Here is a 15,663-nt window from a genome sequence, read left to right as displayed (position 1 = left end):
ACTCCGGTTTTCGGACCGTTCCTCCGCCGAGCGGGTTACTGAAGGAAAAGGCTTATTCTCTCCTCTCCGAAATCGAGTCCCGATGAAGGTCTCCGTCGTCATCTGTACGTACGCGATGGACCGGTACGACGTCTTCTCGGAGTGCGTCGACAGCGTCCTCGCACAGACCTACGACCCCCTCGAGATCGTCCTCGTCGTCGACGGCAACGAGCCGGTCTTCGACCGCGTGAGAGATGATTACGGGGGCCTCGAGGACGTCGTCCTCCACTGTAACGACGAGAATCAAGGCATCTCCTACAGCCGGACCCGCGGAGCCGAGATCGCGACCGGCGACGTGGTCGCGTTCATCGACGACGATGCCGTCGCCGAAGAGGACTGGGTCGCGGAATTGGCTCGAGTCTACGCCGAAACTGACGCTATCGCGGTCGGCGGCCACGTCGCCTCCGACTGGGTGACCGAAAAACCCGACTTCTTCCCCGCGGAGTTCTACTGGCTCGTCGGCTGTGACGAGCGCGGGATGGGCGATCACATGGAGGAGCTTCGCAACACCTACGGCTCGAACATCTCCTATCGGCGGGACGTCTTCCTTGCCGTCGGCGGCTACGACGAGAACACCGGCCGGAAGGGCGACCGCCACATCCAGGCCCACGAAGCACCGGTCTGTATTCGGATGGCGAATACGTACGGGAAGGGCGTGATTTACAACACTGACGCGGTAGTTCACCACAAATTGTTCGACTATCGGGGCGACTTCCGGTGGCTCGTCGCCCGCTCGTTCTGGCAGGGCTACTCGAAACGGATCATGGACCTGCTGTTACCCGAGGCGAAGGGGGATAAGAACGAGTATCTGAAGGAACTCATGCTCGAGTTCGTTCCGAGCCGATTGTCGGAACTCGTGCGACGGCCCTCGAGTGCGAAGGTCCAACAGCTCGTGACTATCTTCGTGTTCACCGCTGCGGTCGGCTTCGGCTACCTGTACGGACTGACCAACGTGGACCGGGCGGAGCTGACCGCCGAACGCGACGCGCCGAGCGGCGCGTGACTGTCCGCGGTCGACTCAATCGCCGGCTTCGTAGGCTTCGTACCAATCGGGCGTGATATCGGCGCTCGCAACCGCGGTATCGACCGCCTCCCGCATCCCCTCGTGGAACGCGTTCACGGAGAACCGCTCGGCGAAGGAAGCGATCTCCGATGGCGACCACTCGATCCCCTCCGCCTCGAACTGACGGATCGTCTCGGCCAGCGAGGGCCCGGTTTCGTCCGCTCGCGTGTGGCAGTAGCCGTTCTTCCCGTCGACGACTTGGAACTGTGTCATCCCCTCCTCGACGCCGAGCAGCGGCGTGCCGGCCGCCAGCGCTTCGACCGGAGCGATCCCGAAGTCCTCGTCGCGGCCGTTGAACACGAAGGCCTTCGCGCCCGACAGCAGGCGTCGTTTCTCGGCCTCGTCGACGTAGCCTAGGAATTCGACGTTGTCGCCGGCCAACCGCTCGAGGCGCTCGCGTTCGGGACCGTCTCCGGCGACGAGCAGTCGTCGATCGAGGTCGTTGAACGCTCTGACGATCCCGTCGACGTCCTTGTGCCAGTCCAGCCGCGAGAGTGTCGCGTAGTACTCGCCGGTCTCCTCGTCGTCCGGGTCGTACTCGTGGGTATCGACGGGCGGATAGACGACGCTGATCTTCTCGCTCGGCACGCCCCAGTAGCGCTCGAGGCGGCGCTTGACGAGTTCGGAGTTGACGACGTAGCGATCGGGACGGTGGGTGTTGTGGTCGAACAGGACCCGGATCGCGTAATGAAGGAGCAGTCGGAGCCGGGGGAACCGAGCGGATTCGACCGCAGTGATCTGGTCGGACTGTCTGCGGTTCGTGTGATGGATGTAGGCGACCCAGGTCTGCTCGGTCGGGGCGACGTAAAACAGCGGCTCGTTTCCGCTCGTGACGAGGACGTCGTACTCCCGGAGCGGCTCGGCGAGCTGCCATCCCACGAGATGCGCGAGCTGTCGCGCCAGCCCGCCCCGCTCGAGGGCCCGGTTCAGTAACCGGCCCTGGATGAGCTGTTCGGCCTCGATATCGGTCGGCTCGATCGACTCGTCACGCCAGCCGACATAAAAGGGTGCGTCCTCGAAGACGCGGGCGAGTTCCCAGGCGAGGCGATCACCGCCACCGTTGGCGTGTTCGCCCCAGTGTGCGACCGCCAGTCCTCGGCCGCCAGGTCCGAAATCGATCATTACACCCGTCTTCTAAACCGACGGCCATATCCTTCACGGGTTGATCGGTGGCTGCGGGGGCGCCGTTCGCCGTCAGTCACGCAGAACTCGCTCGTATACCTCATGAAACTGTGGCACGACGACATCGGGGTGATACCGGTCGTCGACGAACTGCCGATTTTCCCGGCCAATCCGGTCACGGTTTGCAGCGGCGTATTCGATGCTCTCGCTCAGACTTGCCGGATCACCGGGCGTCGCCAGTAGTTCCGACTGCGGGACGGTGTCGGCCGGGCCGCCGATATCGGTCGCGACGACGGGCAATCCGGCCTGCATCGCCTCGAGAATCGTCCGGCCGAACGGCTCCGGCCAGACGCCGGGGTGGACGAACACGTCCGCGTCAGCGTACGCCCGTGTGACCTCCTCGTAGGGGACCAAACCGGTGAACTCGATCCTGTCGACCGCGGCGGTACCCGCGGCCCGCTCCGTCAGGGCGTCCCGCTCCGGACCGTCGCCGACGACCGTCAGTTCGACCCGCTCGGGGAGCCGGTCCATCGCATCGATCAGATACCGAACGCCTTTCGTGTCCCGAAGATAGCCGACGTACAGCAACCGGACCCGGTCCGTCTCTTCGGAGCCGTCGCCCGGGACGGAAAACGACGGATCGAGCATGTTCGGGATCACCTCGTAGTCGGCGTCCCCGAGGCCGTTGTTCCGGTAGACCCGTTCGACGGCGCTGCTGAGCGGCAGGAACAGGTCGATGTTCGACAATTGTCCCAGCAGGCGGGGCCGTTCGAGACGCAACAGTGTCCGCTCGTACACTCGGCGCTTGAGCGACGGGGTCACGTTCACCTCGGCCCAGTCGACGAGCGGATATGCATTTAGCGTCGCCACCGCGGGAACGTCGAGCGTCGCGGAGAGCCGTCCCACGGCGGGATGGAGATGCATGTTGTACGCGTGGATCACGTCGGGGTCCGGCCCGACCGCCCTGAGCTTCCGGTAGGCGATCTCGTTCGGCAGGCTGTAGGGGTACTGGGGGACGTCCGCGAGCCGGAAGACCGGAATCCCCCCGACCGTCTCCGTCGACTCGCCGTCGAACGAGTAGACGACGACTTCGTCGACGGCGTCTCGAGCGTGGAGTTGTTCGGCGAGCAGTCGGGCACTAATCTCACCGCCGCCGGCGTGGGTCGGTGGATATCGTGGGGTGACGAGGGAGATTCGTGTCATTCGTGACATCTCGTTGCCCTTCGATTAGAGCGGATCATGGAAAGCATTCTCATACTGCATCATTCATACCACTTCTTTTCGCTCGGACCCATGAGTTACGAATCACATCTTGTATCCCAGTGCCTCGAGTTGTTCGTCGAGGTCGTCATCTGTTTCGTTCGTCGATGGCGCTTCGAACTCCGCCGTGTACGAACCAGTGTCAGTTGCGGATGTCTCTACCCAGGGCACGTTTCGGACTTTCGGATGTATACTACCCGTTTTATGTCCGAACTCCCAGAACTCGCCGAATGCTTCCCCGTGATCGGACGAGATAACGACCCGTTCGGCGTCCATGTTTTCCAGGAGCAGTTCGACATCGTCGAGGACGAATCGGAGTTCGTCCAGATACGTCTCCCAGATCGTTTCTTTATCGCCCGTCTCCCCTATGTATCCCCACCAGTCCCGTTCGTGTTTGTGCAACGGGCGGTCTTCCTCAAGCGCCCGCGCCATGTAGGGTGGGTGTGGCTGAAGATAGTGCAGGATCAGACGGTCGAAGTCCTCGCTTCGGGCGACATCGATACCCCTGTCAGTCACGTATCGAGGCGGTGTTCCGCCGTCAGTGTGACCCAGTGGTCCCGATTTTCCAACCGGTTCGTATTCGAACAGGTACTCGCACTTCCCCAGCGTCTCTACGTCAACGGTCGGAATCCTATCCAACAGATCGTATGTGAAGCTTTTCTCGGCTAACGATCCGGCGTCGGGGCTTGCAGTGTCTAGGATCGGCTCCGTGAAGACGTTCGTGGTGAGATACGCTGTTTCCCGGATCGTCTCCTCGTATTCGTCGACGAACGTCTTGGCGATCCACTCGGGAGACCGACCGCCGACCGAACGGATGCTGTCAACCGCTGAAATAAATTCGTACTCGTCGGCAACCGCGCGAAGCGCGTCGACGCGGCAGGTATCCAGCAGGATTAGAACGTCCCACTCTCGTGTGAAGACGTTCGTGCCGATAGTCGTTACCGTATTCGCATACGTTGTTGGAATTCGATAGAACAGTTCGTAGAGGGTCTCGTCAACGGCCTGATCGGGGTTCTTCAAAGCCTTCTTAATATTGTCGACGCTCACTTCGTGCCGCAGCATTGATCTGAAGTAGCCGACAGCGGAAATAATATTTGCGATGAAACCTGCTGATTCGGGAGCGTCTCTAACCAAAACATTTGTAATAGTATTATCGAACATGTAATTAAGGACCATATGAGGTGTATTAGTATACATTGAACTGGTATCTGAATTTTGATCGGTAGCATTAATACCGAGAAAGAAGACCCTCAACTACACGTTTAAACACTATGCCGGATCTCAATCGAGAAAATATATTGAAAGGGCTGAAAAATCCGTCTCGAGTGGTCGATTCGATCTTACTCGACTATCTATACAGAACGCCGGCGATCGCCGTCAATGGCCACCGAACGATCGGAACGAACGTGTTCGATCGTGAGTGGGACGTCCTGATCCTCCTCGATACGTGTCGAGTGGATGCTATGCGTCTCGTCCAAGACGAGTACGACTTCATCGATACCGTCGACAGTATCCGGTCGGTCGGGGGTGCATCCGCCGAATGGCTCGCTCGGACGTTCGACGAACAACACCTCGATCAGATCCGGGAAACCGCGTTCCTCTCGGCGCAGAGTCATATCCAAGAAGTGTTAGATACGAAGGTCCACGAGACCGATAGCGATAGACCGTTGCCGTTTAAGACGCTTCGACTCTTTCCATCCGTAGACATAACTGAACTCGGGAAGGCGGAATACCTGTTCAAATTCGAGACCGTCGGAGAAGAAGGGCCGTTCGGACACACGGAAGGTAACACACCCCCCAAATACGTGACCGACCGCGCGATCTCGGTCGGGCGCGAACACGACTTCGATCGACTCATCCTTCAGTATCACCAACCGCATACGCCCTGGTTTTCGAAAGCACTCGCAGAGGATCGCGACCTGAAATATCACGAGTACGATTGGTGGAACTATTACTACGAGACGGGGGATCTCGAGAGTATTTGGGAGGCGTACATGAGCGATCTTCGGTTCGTTCTGGACGACATCGAACTCCTCTTGGAGAACCTGGACGCTGACCGAGTAGCGATCTCCTCCGACCACGGCGAGGCGTTCGGGGAGTACGGGATTCTCGGCCACAAACTCGGAAGCCTTCACCCCCAGATCCGGACGGTCCCGTGGGTGATTACGTCCGCAGAAGACAACGGAACCTACGAACCGACGGTCGAGGAACCGAACAACGCGCGGATGTCCCGAGAAGAACTCGACGAACAACTAGAGGCGTTAGGGTACAAAGTTTGACCGACTAACGCTCGTTCTTTGAACCGAAACGTTATTTCCTCGGAGGGAATTTCCACATCGTATGCGTCACCATCTCCGCAAAGCGAAGGAACTCTACGCCAGCGGAGGGTTACTTCAGATCTCTACGAGTGCATTACGTTACGTTCCCATCGAACTCAATAATCTCGTCTTCCACTTCCGACACGGAAAGGGAACCCGAATCATGTCCGAAGATTGGGACAACCTGCTAATTCTAGACGCCTGTCGCTACGACATGTTCGCGGATCGAATCGGTCTCGATGGCGAACTCGAGTCACGGATCTCGCTGGGATCGAGTAGCGAGGAGTTCTTGGAACGGAATTTCACGTCGGGAACGTTCCACGATACCGTCTACGTTAACGCGAACCCGTACATTCCACGTCTGAATCTCGATGAAGACACGTTTCATGCCGTCATCGATTGTCTGGGTGACTGGGATACGGAGTTACAGACAGTAACCCCGGAAACCGTCGCACGAGCGGCGGCAGACGCCCATGAAACCTACCCTGATAAACGGCTGATCGTCCACTTCATGCAGCCACACACGCCATTCATCGGGGAACTCGGTCGGAACATGGCCGGCGGCGGATGGACGATGGATCTCGACGTAGAGGAAGAACCGGGTATTTGGAAGCACCTCCGAGACGGCACCGCTGACTTAGACGTAGCGACAGTTTGGGAGGCGTATCTGGAGAACCTCGACGTCGTCCTCGAAGAGGTCGCCGATCTGCTCGAGACGCTCAAAGGAAAGTCGGTGATCACGGCCGACCACGGCAACCTCGTCGGGGAGCGGCTGTCGCCGATCCCGAGCCGCCGGAAGTACGGCCATCCGTACGGCGTCCACGCCGAGGAACTGGTCAAGGTCCCCTGGTTCGTCGTCGAGGGCGACGGCCGCAGGGAGGTCCGACCGGAACCGCCTGTCGAGCAGGAAAGCGTCGATGAGGAAACCGTCGATGAGCGTCTCGAGGCGCTGGGATACCGATGACCGAGAGCCCTGCCCCGTACGGACGGCGATCCGTACCGGAGTCGATAGCGGACACGGCCACGAACCATGATCCCGACTGAGTTCGCCTCTCGAAAGCTCAAGCGGAAGCTCGCGGCTGACGGGGTTCGGGAGTCAATCGTCGCGGCCGGCGACCTGTTGACCCGGAAACGTCTCGGCCGGCCGGTCTTCGATCCACTCGTCGATCGTGGCGTCGTTCGGACCGTTTCCAGGGACGCCCTCGAGTCGGTCGCGAGCAGGATCGTCACAGTTTCGGACGGCACTGACTCCGAGCCTGCCCCCTTCGTGGCGCTCGTAGAGGGTGGACGTCTCCTCTCGGAAACAGGACTGGCGTTGACACCCCACCGCGAAATCATAGAAGAGAGCGCCGCTGAACCGGATCAGGCCCAGCAGGCGATGATGGCAATGCTCTCCAGACAACTGTTCTACGGTGACGCCCCGCTTCGCGACCTGCTGTCGGGATCGCGTCCGGGCAGCAGCCACATCGCCACGGGGTCGCTGGAAACCGCCGCGCCGCTTATCCCACGGTATCCGAACTATTATCATTGGATCGTCGAGACGGTCCCGAAGATCCGCTATATCCGAGCGTTCGAGGACGCGACCGGCGAGCGCGTGACGCTGCTCGTGCCACCGGATGCGCCGCCGTTCGTCGGCGAGACCCTCGAGTTGCTCGAGTGGCCCGAGTCGCGGATCGAGTACGCGACGGCACCGGCCTACGACGTCTCGCGGCTTGTCGTCCCCTCGTTCCCGGAACGACGCGCCGAGGACTTCGCGTGGCTCCGCCGGGCAGTTCTCGACAGTGCGCCCGAAACGACGCCGGAGAGCGGCAACAACGTCTACGTCTCGCGGGCCAACGCCGTCGAGCGCCGCGTGGTAAACGAGGCCGAGGTCATGGCCGTCCTGTCCCAGTTCGGCTTCTCGTGCTATCGGCTGGAAGAGCGCTCGCTCGAGCGGAACGCGCGGTTGTTCGCCGATGCAGATGTCGTCGTCGGCCCTCACGGAGCCGGCCTCACCGACATCGTCTTCGCCGACGATTGCACGCTCGTAGAACTGTTCGGCGACAAGGTCAAACAACCCTACCGGCAGTTGACGGCAACGCTCGGCGTCTCGTACGAACCGATGTACTGTCGGGCGGAGTCTACTGACATCGTCGTCGATACTGCGACACTCGAGGAAACGGTCCGCAGGGTACATGGGCGATAAGAGACACGGCCGACCGGTAGGCACAAAGCGGACCGACGGAACGCCGAAAGTACCTTGAGAGACGAAAGCGTTGCGCCGATATACCTGTCGATACGTCCTATAATCATGAACGGTCACTATACACTTGAGAACTTGAGACGGGCGCTCCGAAACCCAGTTTTGATCGGCCGAGAGGCACTTCGGTTAGCCAGTTGGCCAGTCCATACGGGATATGGGAAATATACCGATCGAAAATGCGGTGAGGGGATCGACGTGATGGAGGAGGATTGGGATAATCTAGTCATTCTTGACGCCTGTCGATACGACTATTTCGAGCGACACAATACGATTGACGGCACCCTCTATAAGGCAACGTCAAAGGGGAAGAAAAGTTGGGAGTTCATGGAGGAAAATTTCGAAACCAGCGAGTTTCACGATACCGTCTACGTAACCGCGAACCCATTCTCGACGGACCTCAACGAGGACACGTTCTATCACATCGACCATCTACACGCCGATCGCTGGGACGAAGATATCGGAACGGTCCAGCCAGACGATGTCGTCTCCGCGGCGATCGAAGCCCACGAGCAGTATCCCGACAAGCGACTCGTCGTCCATTTCATGCAGCCCCACCGCCCCTACCTCGGGGAAACAGCGGACGAGTTGCGGGATCGACTGGATCTCCAAGGATACGGTAAACACGATCAGGGGATTCAGATTTGGGGCGCAGTCAAACAGCGAGACGTGACGTTTCAGGAGATCAGTGACGCATATACGGAGAGTCTCGAGATAGCGCTCGATCACGTCGAAGAACTGCTCGAGAAGGTTTCCGGAAAGTCCGTTGTCACCGCTGATCACGGGGAGATGCTCGGCGAACGGGTCTTCCCGTTCACGAGCCGTGTCTGGGGTCACATGGAAGGGTTCAGTACGCCGACGCTCCGCGAGGTCCCGTGGCTGGTCATCGAGGCGGACGACCGCCGTGAGATCCGCAGTTCGGATCCCATCGAATCCGAGCGGGATCTGAACGACGACGAGATAGCGGACCGATTGGAAGCCTTAGGGTACGCTGATTAGCGACGTGGATTCGATAGCGGACAGCGACACGCCACGAGAGCGGCCTCGGTGCGGTAGGCGGTCAGATCCGTTACGCTGGCCTCGCGAGAACTCGATCAGTGTCGATTCGAATCGACGGACCGAAGAACCCATACGCGGATAGATTGAATCAACGCCCTCACAGTGACCACATATGCGTCTCGGCCAAACCTCTATCATATATTTTCTTTCAAAGCTCTTCGCATCGGGGCTCGGGTTTCTGGCGACCATCTATATCGCCAGAATGCTCGGTGCGGGTCCGCTCGGCGTTTACAGCGTTGCCATCGGGCTCGTTTCGTGGCTCGCAATTGCGGGGAAAGTCGGCTTATCCGGAGCAATATCCAAGCGGGTTTCCGAGGGGAACGACCGAGGCGAGTACGCGCTCGCGGGAGCAACTATCATTTTCGGTTTGTTCGTTCTCATCGCCTGTGGTCTCATCTTGTTTCGAGAACAAATTACAGGCTATGTCGGGTATCCCGCCACGGGATACATTGTGTTAATCTTGCTGGTAGTCCTTCTTAATAGTTTGCTCAATTCGATCCTCTCTGGGTTGCATTTAGTACACGTGAGTGGCGCACTATCACCGCTGCGAACGGGAAGTCGGGCACTCTTTCAGATCAGTCTCATTGCTGCCGGTGCAGGCACAGCCGGACTATTCACTGGTCATGTCGTCGGCTACTGTCTCGTTATTCTGGTCGGTGGGTACTTCGTTGCGCGAAATTTGCGCGGACTCTCACGGCCCAAGAGGCAGCACTTCGAACGACTCGTGGGTTTCGCGAAGTTCTCCTGGTTGGGAAATCTCCAGTCGCAGATGTTTAGCTATACAGACATCATCGTTCTCGGTCTATTCGTCTCGTCTGGTCTGATCGGCGTTTACGCGGCGGCTTGGAACATCGCGGAATTTCTCATCCTCTTCAGTGGCGCACTCAGTTCCACACTGTTTCCCGAAATGAGTTCGCTCTCGGCCAAGGAAGACTCGCAGGCTGTCGCGCGAATCGTCGAACAGTCCCTCTCGTTCGCCGGACTGTTTTTGATCCCCGGACTGTTCGGTGGGACACTGCTTGGCGAGCGACTCCTCCGAATCTACGGCCCGGAGTTCCCAAAAGGGGCAACGATACTGATACTACTGATAGTCGCGAACCTCATCATGGGCTACCAGAATCAACTCTTGAACACGCTCAACGCGATCGACCGTCCTGATCTCGCCTTCAGAGTCAACATCGTGTTCGTCGGAGCCAACGTCTCACTTAACCTCGTGTTGATCTATCTGTACGGATGGCTCGGTGCGGCAGTGGCGACGATGGTCTCGGTCGCAGCCAGCCTCATGTTGGCGTACTACCACGTGGATGCGATCATCGATTTTGCAGTCCCGACGGGCGAGATCGCCAAACAGTGGTCCGCTGCCGTCGTCATGGCTGGTGTGGTGTACGCCGGGCTCTGGGTCGAGTCGACCTATGGACTACTCAATCACAACGTCGCAACCGTCGTGTTGCTCGTCGGTCTCGGTGCCGGCGTCTACTTCACTGTGCTGCTTGGAATCTCGACGGAGTTCCGAACGGTCGTTGACCAGAACGTCCCGTTTGATCTCCCGGTCCTTTCGAGCGGTTAGTCGGACTCGGCCCTCGGACTGTCGGCGTCTCCCAAAGTATTTGTTCCGCTCTTTCGACCCATTCGGTATGCAAGCAGTCGTGCTGGCCGCGGGCAAGGGAACCCGCCTCCGGCCGCTCACCGAAGACAAGCCGAAGGTCCTCGTCGAGGTCGACGGCAACCCACTCATCGAGGACGTCATGGACAACCTCATCGAGATCGGTGCGACCGAGTTCGTCCTCGTCGTCGGCTACATGAAAGAGAAGATCATCGAGCGCTACGGTGACGAGTACCGCGGCGTTCCGATCACGTACGCCCACCAGCGCGAGCAACTCGGACTCGCTCACGCCATCCTGCAGGCGGAACCCCACATCGACGACGACTTCATGCTCATGCTCGGGGACAACGTCTTCCGAGCGAACCTCGGGGACGTGATCAACCGCCAGCGGGAGGAGCGGGCAGACGCTGCCTTCCTCGTCGAAGAAGTTCCCTATGAGGAAGCCTCGAGATACGGTGTCCTCGATACCAACGAGTACGGGGAGATCGTCGAGGTAACGGAGAAACCGGACGACCCACCGTCGAACCTCGTCATGACGGGGTTCTATACGTTCACGCCGGAGATCTTCCACGCCTGCCATCTCGTCCAGCCCTCCGACCGCGGCGAGTACGAACTGCCGGACGCGATCGACCTGCTGATCCAGTCGGGACGGACGATCGACGCGATCCGGATGGACGGCTGGCGCATCGACGTCGGCTATCCGGAGGATCGAGAGAGAGCAGAAAAACGACTCGCCGAACCCGAGAACGACGACGACCAGTAACGGGACGACCGAACGATCGATCGTCCGTCGTCTCGAACCCAAAAACCACTAATCGATACTGCTCGACACACCGTTCATGAACGTCTCTATCGTCGGCAGCGGCTACGTCGGCACGACCGTCGCCGCCTGTCTCGCGGATCTCGGCCACGACGTAGTCAACGTCGAAATCGACGCGGACATCGTCGCCAGCATAAACGCCGGTGAGGCACCGATTCACGAGTCCGGGCTCGCCGAGCGGATCGCCGACCACGCCGGCACCCGTCTCCGCGCGACGACCGACTACGATGCCGTCCGCGAGACGGACGTCACCTTCCTCTGTCTCCCGACGCCCCAGTCCGACGACGGGAGCCTCGATCTCGCGATCATGGAAGCCGGGGCGGAGTCGCTCGGCCGCGCCCTGGCGGGCAAGGACGACGACCACCTCGTGGTCGTCAAGAGTACGGTCCTGCCCGGGACCACCGAAAACGTCGTCGCGCCGATCCTCGAGACGGAGTCCGGAACCCCAATCGGCGAGGGGATCGAGGTCGCCATGAACCCCGAGTTCCTCCGGATGGGAACCGCGGTGCGGGACTTCCTCGAGCCCGACAAGGTCGTCTTCGGCACGGCGAGCGACGAAGCGGCGGCCACCCTCCGCGAGCTGTACGCCCCGATCCTCGAGGGCGAGGCGCTACGCGCCTCGAATAACGCGAGCGGTGGTGAACCGCGAGCGCGCGATGGGACGGATCTGGTCGAGACCGACATCCGCGAGGCCGAACTCATCAAGTACGCCAACAACGCCTTCCTCGCGTCGAAGGTCTCGCTGGTCAACGAACTGGGCAACGTCGCCAAGGCCTACGGTGCGGACGCCTACGAAGTCCTCGAGGCGGTCGGGCTCGATGATCGGATCTCCGAACGGTTCATGCGCTCTGGCCTGGGCTGGGGCGGCTCCTGTTTCCCAAAGGACGTCAACGCCCTGCGGGCCGGTGCCCGCGAACAGGGGTACGAGCCGGAACTGCTCGATGCGACCGTCGCGGTCAACGACGGACAACCGCGGCGGCTCGTCGCCCTCCTCGCGGACCACGTCCCCCTCGAGGGTGCCCGCATCGCGGTACTCGGACTGTCGTTCAAGCCCGGGACTGACGACATACGCAAGTCCCGCGCGCTGGACGTGATCGACGCCCTGACGGCACGGGGCGCGGACGTCGTCGCCTACGATCCGGTCGCGATCGAGAACGTCCGGGCCGACTATCCCGACATCGAGTACGCCGACTCGGCGGAGGGCGCGCTCGCGGACGCGGACGGCGCGGTCGTCGCCACTGGGTGGCCGGAGTTCGACAGGCTCTCGTTCGATGGCATGGCTCGCAGAGTCGTGGTCGATGGCCGCCGGATCGACATCGACGAGGACGCACTCGAGGTCTACGAGGGGCTGACCTGGTAGCCCGCTGATCACGGAATTGGGTCTCAGTCAGCCGTCGTTCCGTCCCCGTAATGCTCGCGTCGGCGATGATCGCCCGAGCGAGAGCAGGGCCGCCCGCCGATCGAACAGCGCCCCGGTCACAGTCGAATCGCCCGTCGCCGTTACACGAGTCGCCACGGCGCTGGGATCAGTTAAAAGCCCGCCAGTGATCAATCAGCAACCTTTTGCAGTTACGCCGGGGAGTAGTCACCGATGGAGGATGACGTGGTACGTTCGGGTTCGGCCCTCCAGCCGGACGGCGGGGGGATCGTCGCGATGACTGACGACTCCCGCGAGATCGCCCCCGACGAGGTCTGTATCCTCATTCCCACGCTCAACGAGGCGGCCACGATCGGCGACGTGATCGAGGGCTTTTACGACGAGGGATACACGAACGTCGTCGTCATCGACGGTGACTCGAGCGACGAGACCCGCGAGATCGCCCGTGATCACGGTGCCGAGGTGATCGTCCAGTCGGGCAGCGGAAAGGGCCAGGCCGTCCGCGAGGCCCTCGAGTACATCACGGTTCCGTACGTGTTGATGCTCGACGGCGACGGGACCTACGATCCGGCCGACGCCGATCGGATGATCGGACCGCTTTCCCGGGGCTACGAACACGTCATCGGTAACCGATTCGCAGACATGGACGACGACGCGATGCGGGCGCTGAACGGGTTCGGCAATCGCGTGATAAACCGCGCGTTCGGGTTCGTCCACGGCGCGAACTACGAGGACATCCTGTCGGGGTACCGAGCCTTTACCGTCGACTCCTTCGAGCGCCTGTCGCTCGACTCGGACGGCTTTACGATCGAGACCGAACTCGCCGTCGAGTGTGTCAAACACGGGATCGAAACGACCGTCGTTCCGATCAGTTACAGTGCCCGTCCCGAGGAGTCCGAAACCAACCTTCACCCGGTCAAAGACGGCGGCACCATCCTGCTCGCGCTGTACTCGCTCGCCAAGACGAACAATCCGCTGTTTTACTTCGGGAGCCTCGGCGTCACCGGCATCGTCTCCGGCGGCCTCATCGCGATGTACGTCCTCTGGGAATGGATCCAGTACCAGCAGAGCCACGAGGTCATCGCACTGGTCTCGGCGGCCGCTATCATCCTCGGCGTACAACTGCTCATGTTCGGCGTCCTCTCGGACATGCTCGTCACGCTCCACCGCGAGCAACGTCGCCGCCTCGAGCGGATCGCTCGAGACGAGCCCGAGGAGTAACGGCCGTTCGAGCGGCGTCACCGGGCGGGCGTCGAGACGCCCCGGCTATCGCTCTCGTGGTCGATAACGCACCGCGACGGTTCGAGCAACTCGTTCAGAAAGGCAACAGTGAACGGACCTGTGCGACGACCCCACCCGAACGGTTCCGCCGATACTCCTCGAAGGGCTCGTGGAGCGCGTTCAGCAGTTCCTGCCGGGACTCGAACTGTCGGGCCGGGACCCGCTCGAGCATCTCGGACAGCGCCACGTCGTTTCCGTGGACGTCGTAGGGAATGCGCTCGTGGCCGAGTGCCGCGTTGACGTCGTCTTTCGTGGCCGGAAAGCGCAGCTCGGCGTCCTTGAGGCGGGCGTCGACGGCCGCGATGCCGAACTCGATGCTGTCGGGTTCCTCGTCGTCGCCGCTCGATGGTGGCCGGACTCCCATACCTGTACCTCTCGATACGGAGCCGGATATAAAAATGGCTGTGGAGACGGTCGAGGTCGACGGCGATCGGCCGGGGGACGACCACGGGACGAGTCACCGACGAGCGTCGCCCGTCGACACGCCTTTGAGGACCGCGACGGAGTATGGCGTATGACCGAATACACCACTGTGTCGATCCCGAAGGACCTCGCGGACCGCGTCGAAGAGACCATCGAGGGCACGAGCTTTCAGAGTACGAGCGACCTCGTCCGGTTCCTGCTTCGTAGCATCGTAATCCAGCACCAGAAGGAGGGCGAACTCACCGAAGCGGAGTTCGAAGAGATCACCGAACAGCTCCGCGGGCTCGGCTACCTCGAGTAGACCGTGGCTCCCCGGTCGCATCGTTTCGTGTGGATCGACCGGCCGGGCCGGAGCCGCTTCGATCCGGCGACGGCGGGGTAGCGTTTTTGCCGCTCGAGGGCGCTAGCGTCGACTGGAGGGAGACCGATGCCACACGTTCCGAACTTCCCATCCGAGGATACCGACGAGTCCGAGGACGAACGGCGTGAACGGACTCCGGGGAGCATCATCGACCGAATCATCGATGACGGCGAGTTGCCGGTCACGACCGGGATCTGACGCTCAAGCCACCAGTCGCTTCGTTTTTCCGCCCGTGGTGTCGACGCCGTTCGAACCGACCGCGTGTGTCAGTCCGTCAGTGACTTCCCCGGCGGCGTGGCGTCGACGATCTCGAGGGATTTGCGGCGGCCGCTGCGGTCGAACGCCGCGAACGAGTTCTCGTCGGGCTTCCACGGCGGGACGGCCACGAAGACGATCTCCGCGAGGTCGTCGCGGCGGGTCACTGCGAGTTCGCCGACGGGATGGGAGACGAACTGCCCCTGTGTCTGGCGGGCGGGCGTCGACAGGTTCACGCCGAAGACGGCGTTGACGGCGTTGCCGGGGTCCGGCAGGAAGAAGTCGGTAAAGACCGGCGTCTCCGGCGGGAGGTCGGCCGCTCCCTCGAGGTCGCCGGCCGGCGAGACCGAGACGCCGGTCGTCAGCTCGTCGGGGTCCGCATCGCTGGCCAGATCCAGCAGGACGTCGACGAGACCGCGAGTGACGTAGACCACAGGCGTCC

General features: G+C 61.1%; 16 protein-coding genes. 11 read left to right on the top strand and 5 right to left on the bottom strand.

All coding sequences use genetic code 11. From position 1 onward, the window contains the following. Positions 1–82 precede the first annotated feature (82 nt). Positions 83–1,042, top strand: coding sequence for a glucosyl-dolichyl phosphate glucuronosyltransferase (gene aglG, locus ACSBP4_RS18365; protein ID WP_435553077.1), 960 nt, complete (start codon positions 83–85; stop codon positions 1,040–1,042). A 15-nt stretch (positions 1,043–1,057) separates the two neighbouring features. Here the strand turns inward: aglG and ACSBP4_RS18360 are convergent, their stop codons facing one another. The 3 genes from ACSBP4_RS18360 to ACSBP4_RS18350 all read right to left on the bottom strand — a co-directional run bounded on the left by ACSBP4_RS18360 (position 1,058) and on the right by ACSBP4_RS18350 (position 4,546). Then, a complete protein-coding gene (locus ACSBP4_RS18360) occupies positions 1,058–2,224 on the bottom strand; it encodes a glycosyltransferase (protein WP_435553076.1) in 1,167 nt (388 codons plus the stop codon). A gap of 72 nt (positions 2,225–2,296) precedes the next feature. Continuing rightward, positions 2,297–3,427, bottom strand: a complete 1,131-nt coding sequence (locus tag ACSBP4_RS18355) for a glycosyltransferase family 4 protein (RefSeq protein ID WP_435553075.1) — start codon at positions 3,425–3,427, stop codon at positions 2,297–2,299. Positions 3,428–3,529: 102 nt separating this feature from the next. Next, positions 3,530–4,546 (bottom strand): hypothetical protein, encoded by a 1,017-nt coding sequence (locus ACSBP4_RS18350; RefSeq protein WP_373631983.1) that lies wholly within the window; start codon positions 4,544–4,546, stop codon positions 3,530–3,532. Positions 4,547–4,947: 401 nt separating this feature from the next. Here ACSBP4_RS18350 and ACSBP4_RS18345 point away from each other — a divergent pair, with 401 nt between their 5' ends. The 8 genes from ACSBP4_RS18345 to aglJ all read left to right on the top strand — a co-directional run bounded on the left by ACSBP4_RS18345 (position 4,948) and on the right by aglJ (position 14,122). Further along, positions 4,948–5,763, top strand: coding sequence for a hypothetical protein (locus tag ACSBP4_RS18345; protein ID WP_435553074.1), 816 nt, complete (start codon positions 4,948–4,950; stop codon positions 5,761–5,763). Between the two features lie 202 nt (positions 5,764–5,965). Then, positions 5,966–6,766, top strand: a complete 801-nt coding sequence (locus ACSBP4_RS18340) for a hypothetical protein (RefSeq protein WP_435553073.1) — start codon at positions 5,966–5,968, stop codon at positions 6,764–6,766. A gap of 66 nt (positions 6,767–6,832) precedes the next feature. After that, the gene (locus ACSBP4_RS18335; RefSeq protein WP_435553072.1) at positions 6,833–7,987 is read left to right on the top strand and encodes a glycosyltransferase family 61 protein; all 1,155 of its coding nucleotides are present in this window, start codon (positions 6,833–6,835) and stop codon (positions 7,985–7,987) included. Positions 7,988–8,368: 381 nt separating this feature from the next. Then, positions 8,369–9,040, top strand: a complete 672-nt coding sequence (locus ACSBP4_RS18330) for a hypothetical protein (RefSeq protein WP_435553071.1) — start codon at positions 8,369–8,371, stop codon at positions 9,038–9,040. A gap of 172 nt (positions 9,041–9,212) precedes the next feature. Beyond that, a complete protein-coding gene (locus ACSBP4_RS18325) occupies positions 9,213–10,667 on the top strand; it encodes an oligosaccharide flippase family protein (RefSeq protein WP_435553070.1) in 1,455 nt (484 codons plus the stop codon). 67 nt (positions 10,668–10,734) lie between these two features. Continuing rightward, positions 10,735–11,466, top strand: a complete 732-nt coding sequence (gene aglF, locus ACSBP4_RS18320; protein WP_435553069.1) for a UTP--glucose-1-phosphate uridylyltransferase AglF — start codon at positions 10,735–10,737, stop codon at positions 11,464–11,466. 76 nt (positions 11,467–11,542) lie between these two features. Continuing rightward, positions 11,543–12,883 carry a UDP-glucose 6-dehydrogenase AglM gene (aglM, locus tag ACSBP4_RS18315; protein WP_049966144.1) on the top strand — a complete coding sequence of 447 codons (1,341 nt, stop codon included), beginning with the start codon at positions 11,543–11,545 and terminating at the stop codon, positions 12,881–12,883. Positions 12,884–13,114: 231 nt separating this feature from the next. Then, a complete protein-coding gene (gene aglJ, locus ACSBP4_RS18310; RefSeq protein ID WP_435553068.1) occupies positions 13,115–14,122 on the top strand; it encodes an S-layer glycoprotein N-glycosyltransferase AglJ in 1,008 nt (335 codons plus the stop codon). 94 nt (positions 14,123–14,216) lie between these two features. On the opposite strand, the gene ACSBP4_RS18305 is transcribed toward aglJ, so the two are convergent. After that, a complete protein-coding gene (locus ACSBP4_RS18305) occupies positions 14,217–14,546 on the bottom strand; it encodes a hypothetical protein (RefSeq protein ID WP_006649611.1) in 330 nt (109 codons plus the stop codon). Between the two features lie 150 nt (positions 14,547–14,696). Here ACSBP4_RS18305 and ACSBP4_RS18300 point away from each other — a divergent pair, with 150 nt between their 5' ends. Together ACSBP4_RS18300 and ACSBP4_RS18295 are read left to right on the top strand one after the other, a co-directional pair. Next, positions 14,697–14,906 carry a ribbon-helix-helix domain-containing protein gene (locus ACSBP4_RS18300; RefSeq protein ID WP_006186097.1) on the top strand — a complete coding sequence of 70 codons (210 nt, stop codon included), beginning with the start codon at positions 14,697–14,699 and terminating at the stop codon, positions 14,904–14,906. Between the two features lie 126 nt (positions 14,907–15,032). Next, the gene (locus ACSBP4_RS18295) at positions 15,033–15,164 is read left to right on the top strand and encodes a hypothetical protein (protein ID WP_373631979.1); all 132 of its coding nucleotides are present in this window, start codon (positions 15,033–15,035) and stop codon (positions 15,162–15,164) included. Between the two features lie 68 nt (positions 15,165–15,232). Here the strand turns inward: ACSBP4_RS18295 and ACSBP4_RS18290 are convergent, their stop codons facing one another. Continuing rightward, entirely contained in the window at positions 15,233–15,655 is a 423-nt protein-coding gene (locus tag ACSBP4_RS18290; protein ID WP_006649612.1) for a hypothetical protein, read from the bottom strand. Positions 15,656–15,663 lie beyond the last annotated feature (8 nt).

This window comes from Natrinema sp. CGMCC1.2065, assembly GCF_051225675.1.
Classification (GTDB): Archaea; Halobacteriota; Halobacteria; order Halobacteriales; family Natrialbaceae; genus Natrinema; species Natrinema thermotolerans.
This window is presented reverse-complemented; position numbering and strand designations above follow the sequence as displayed.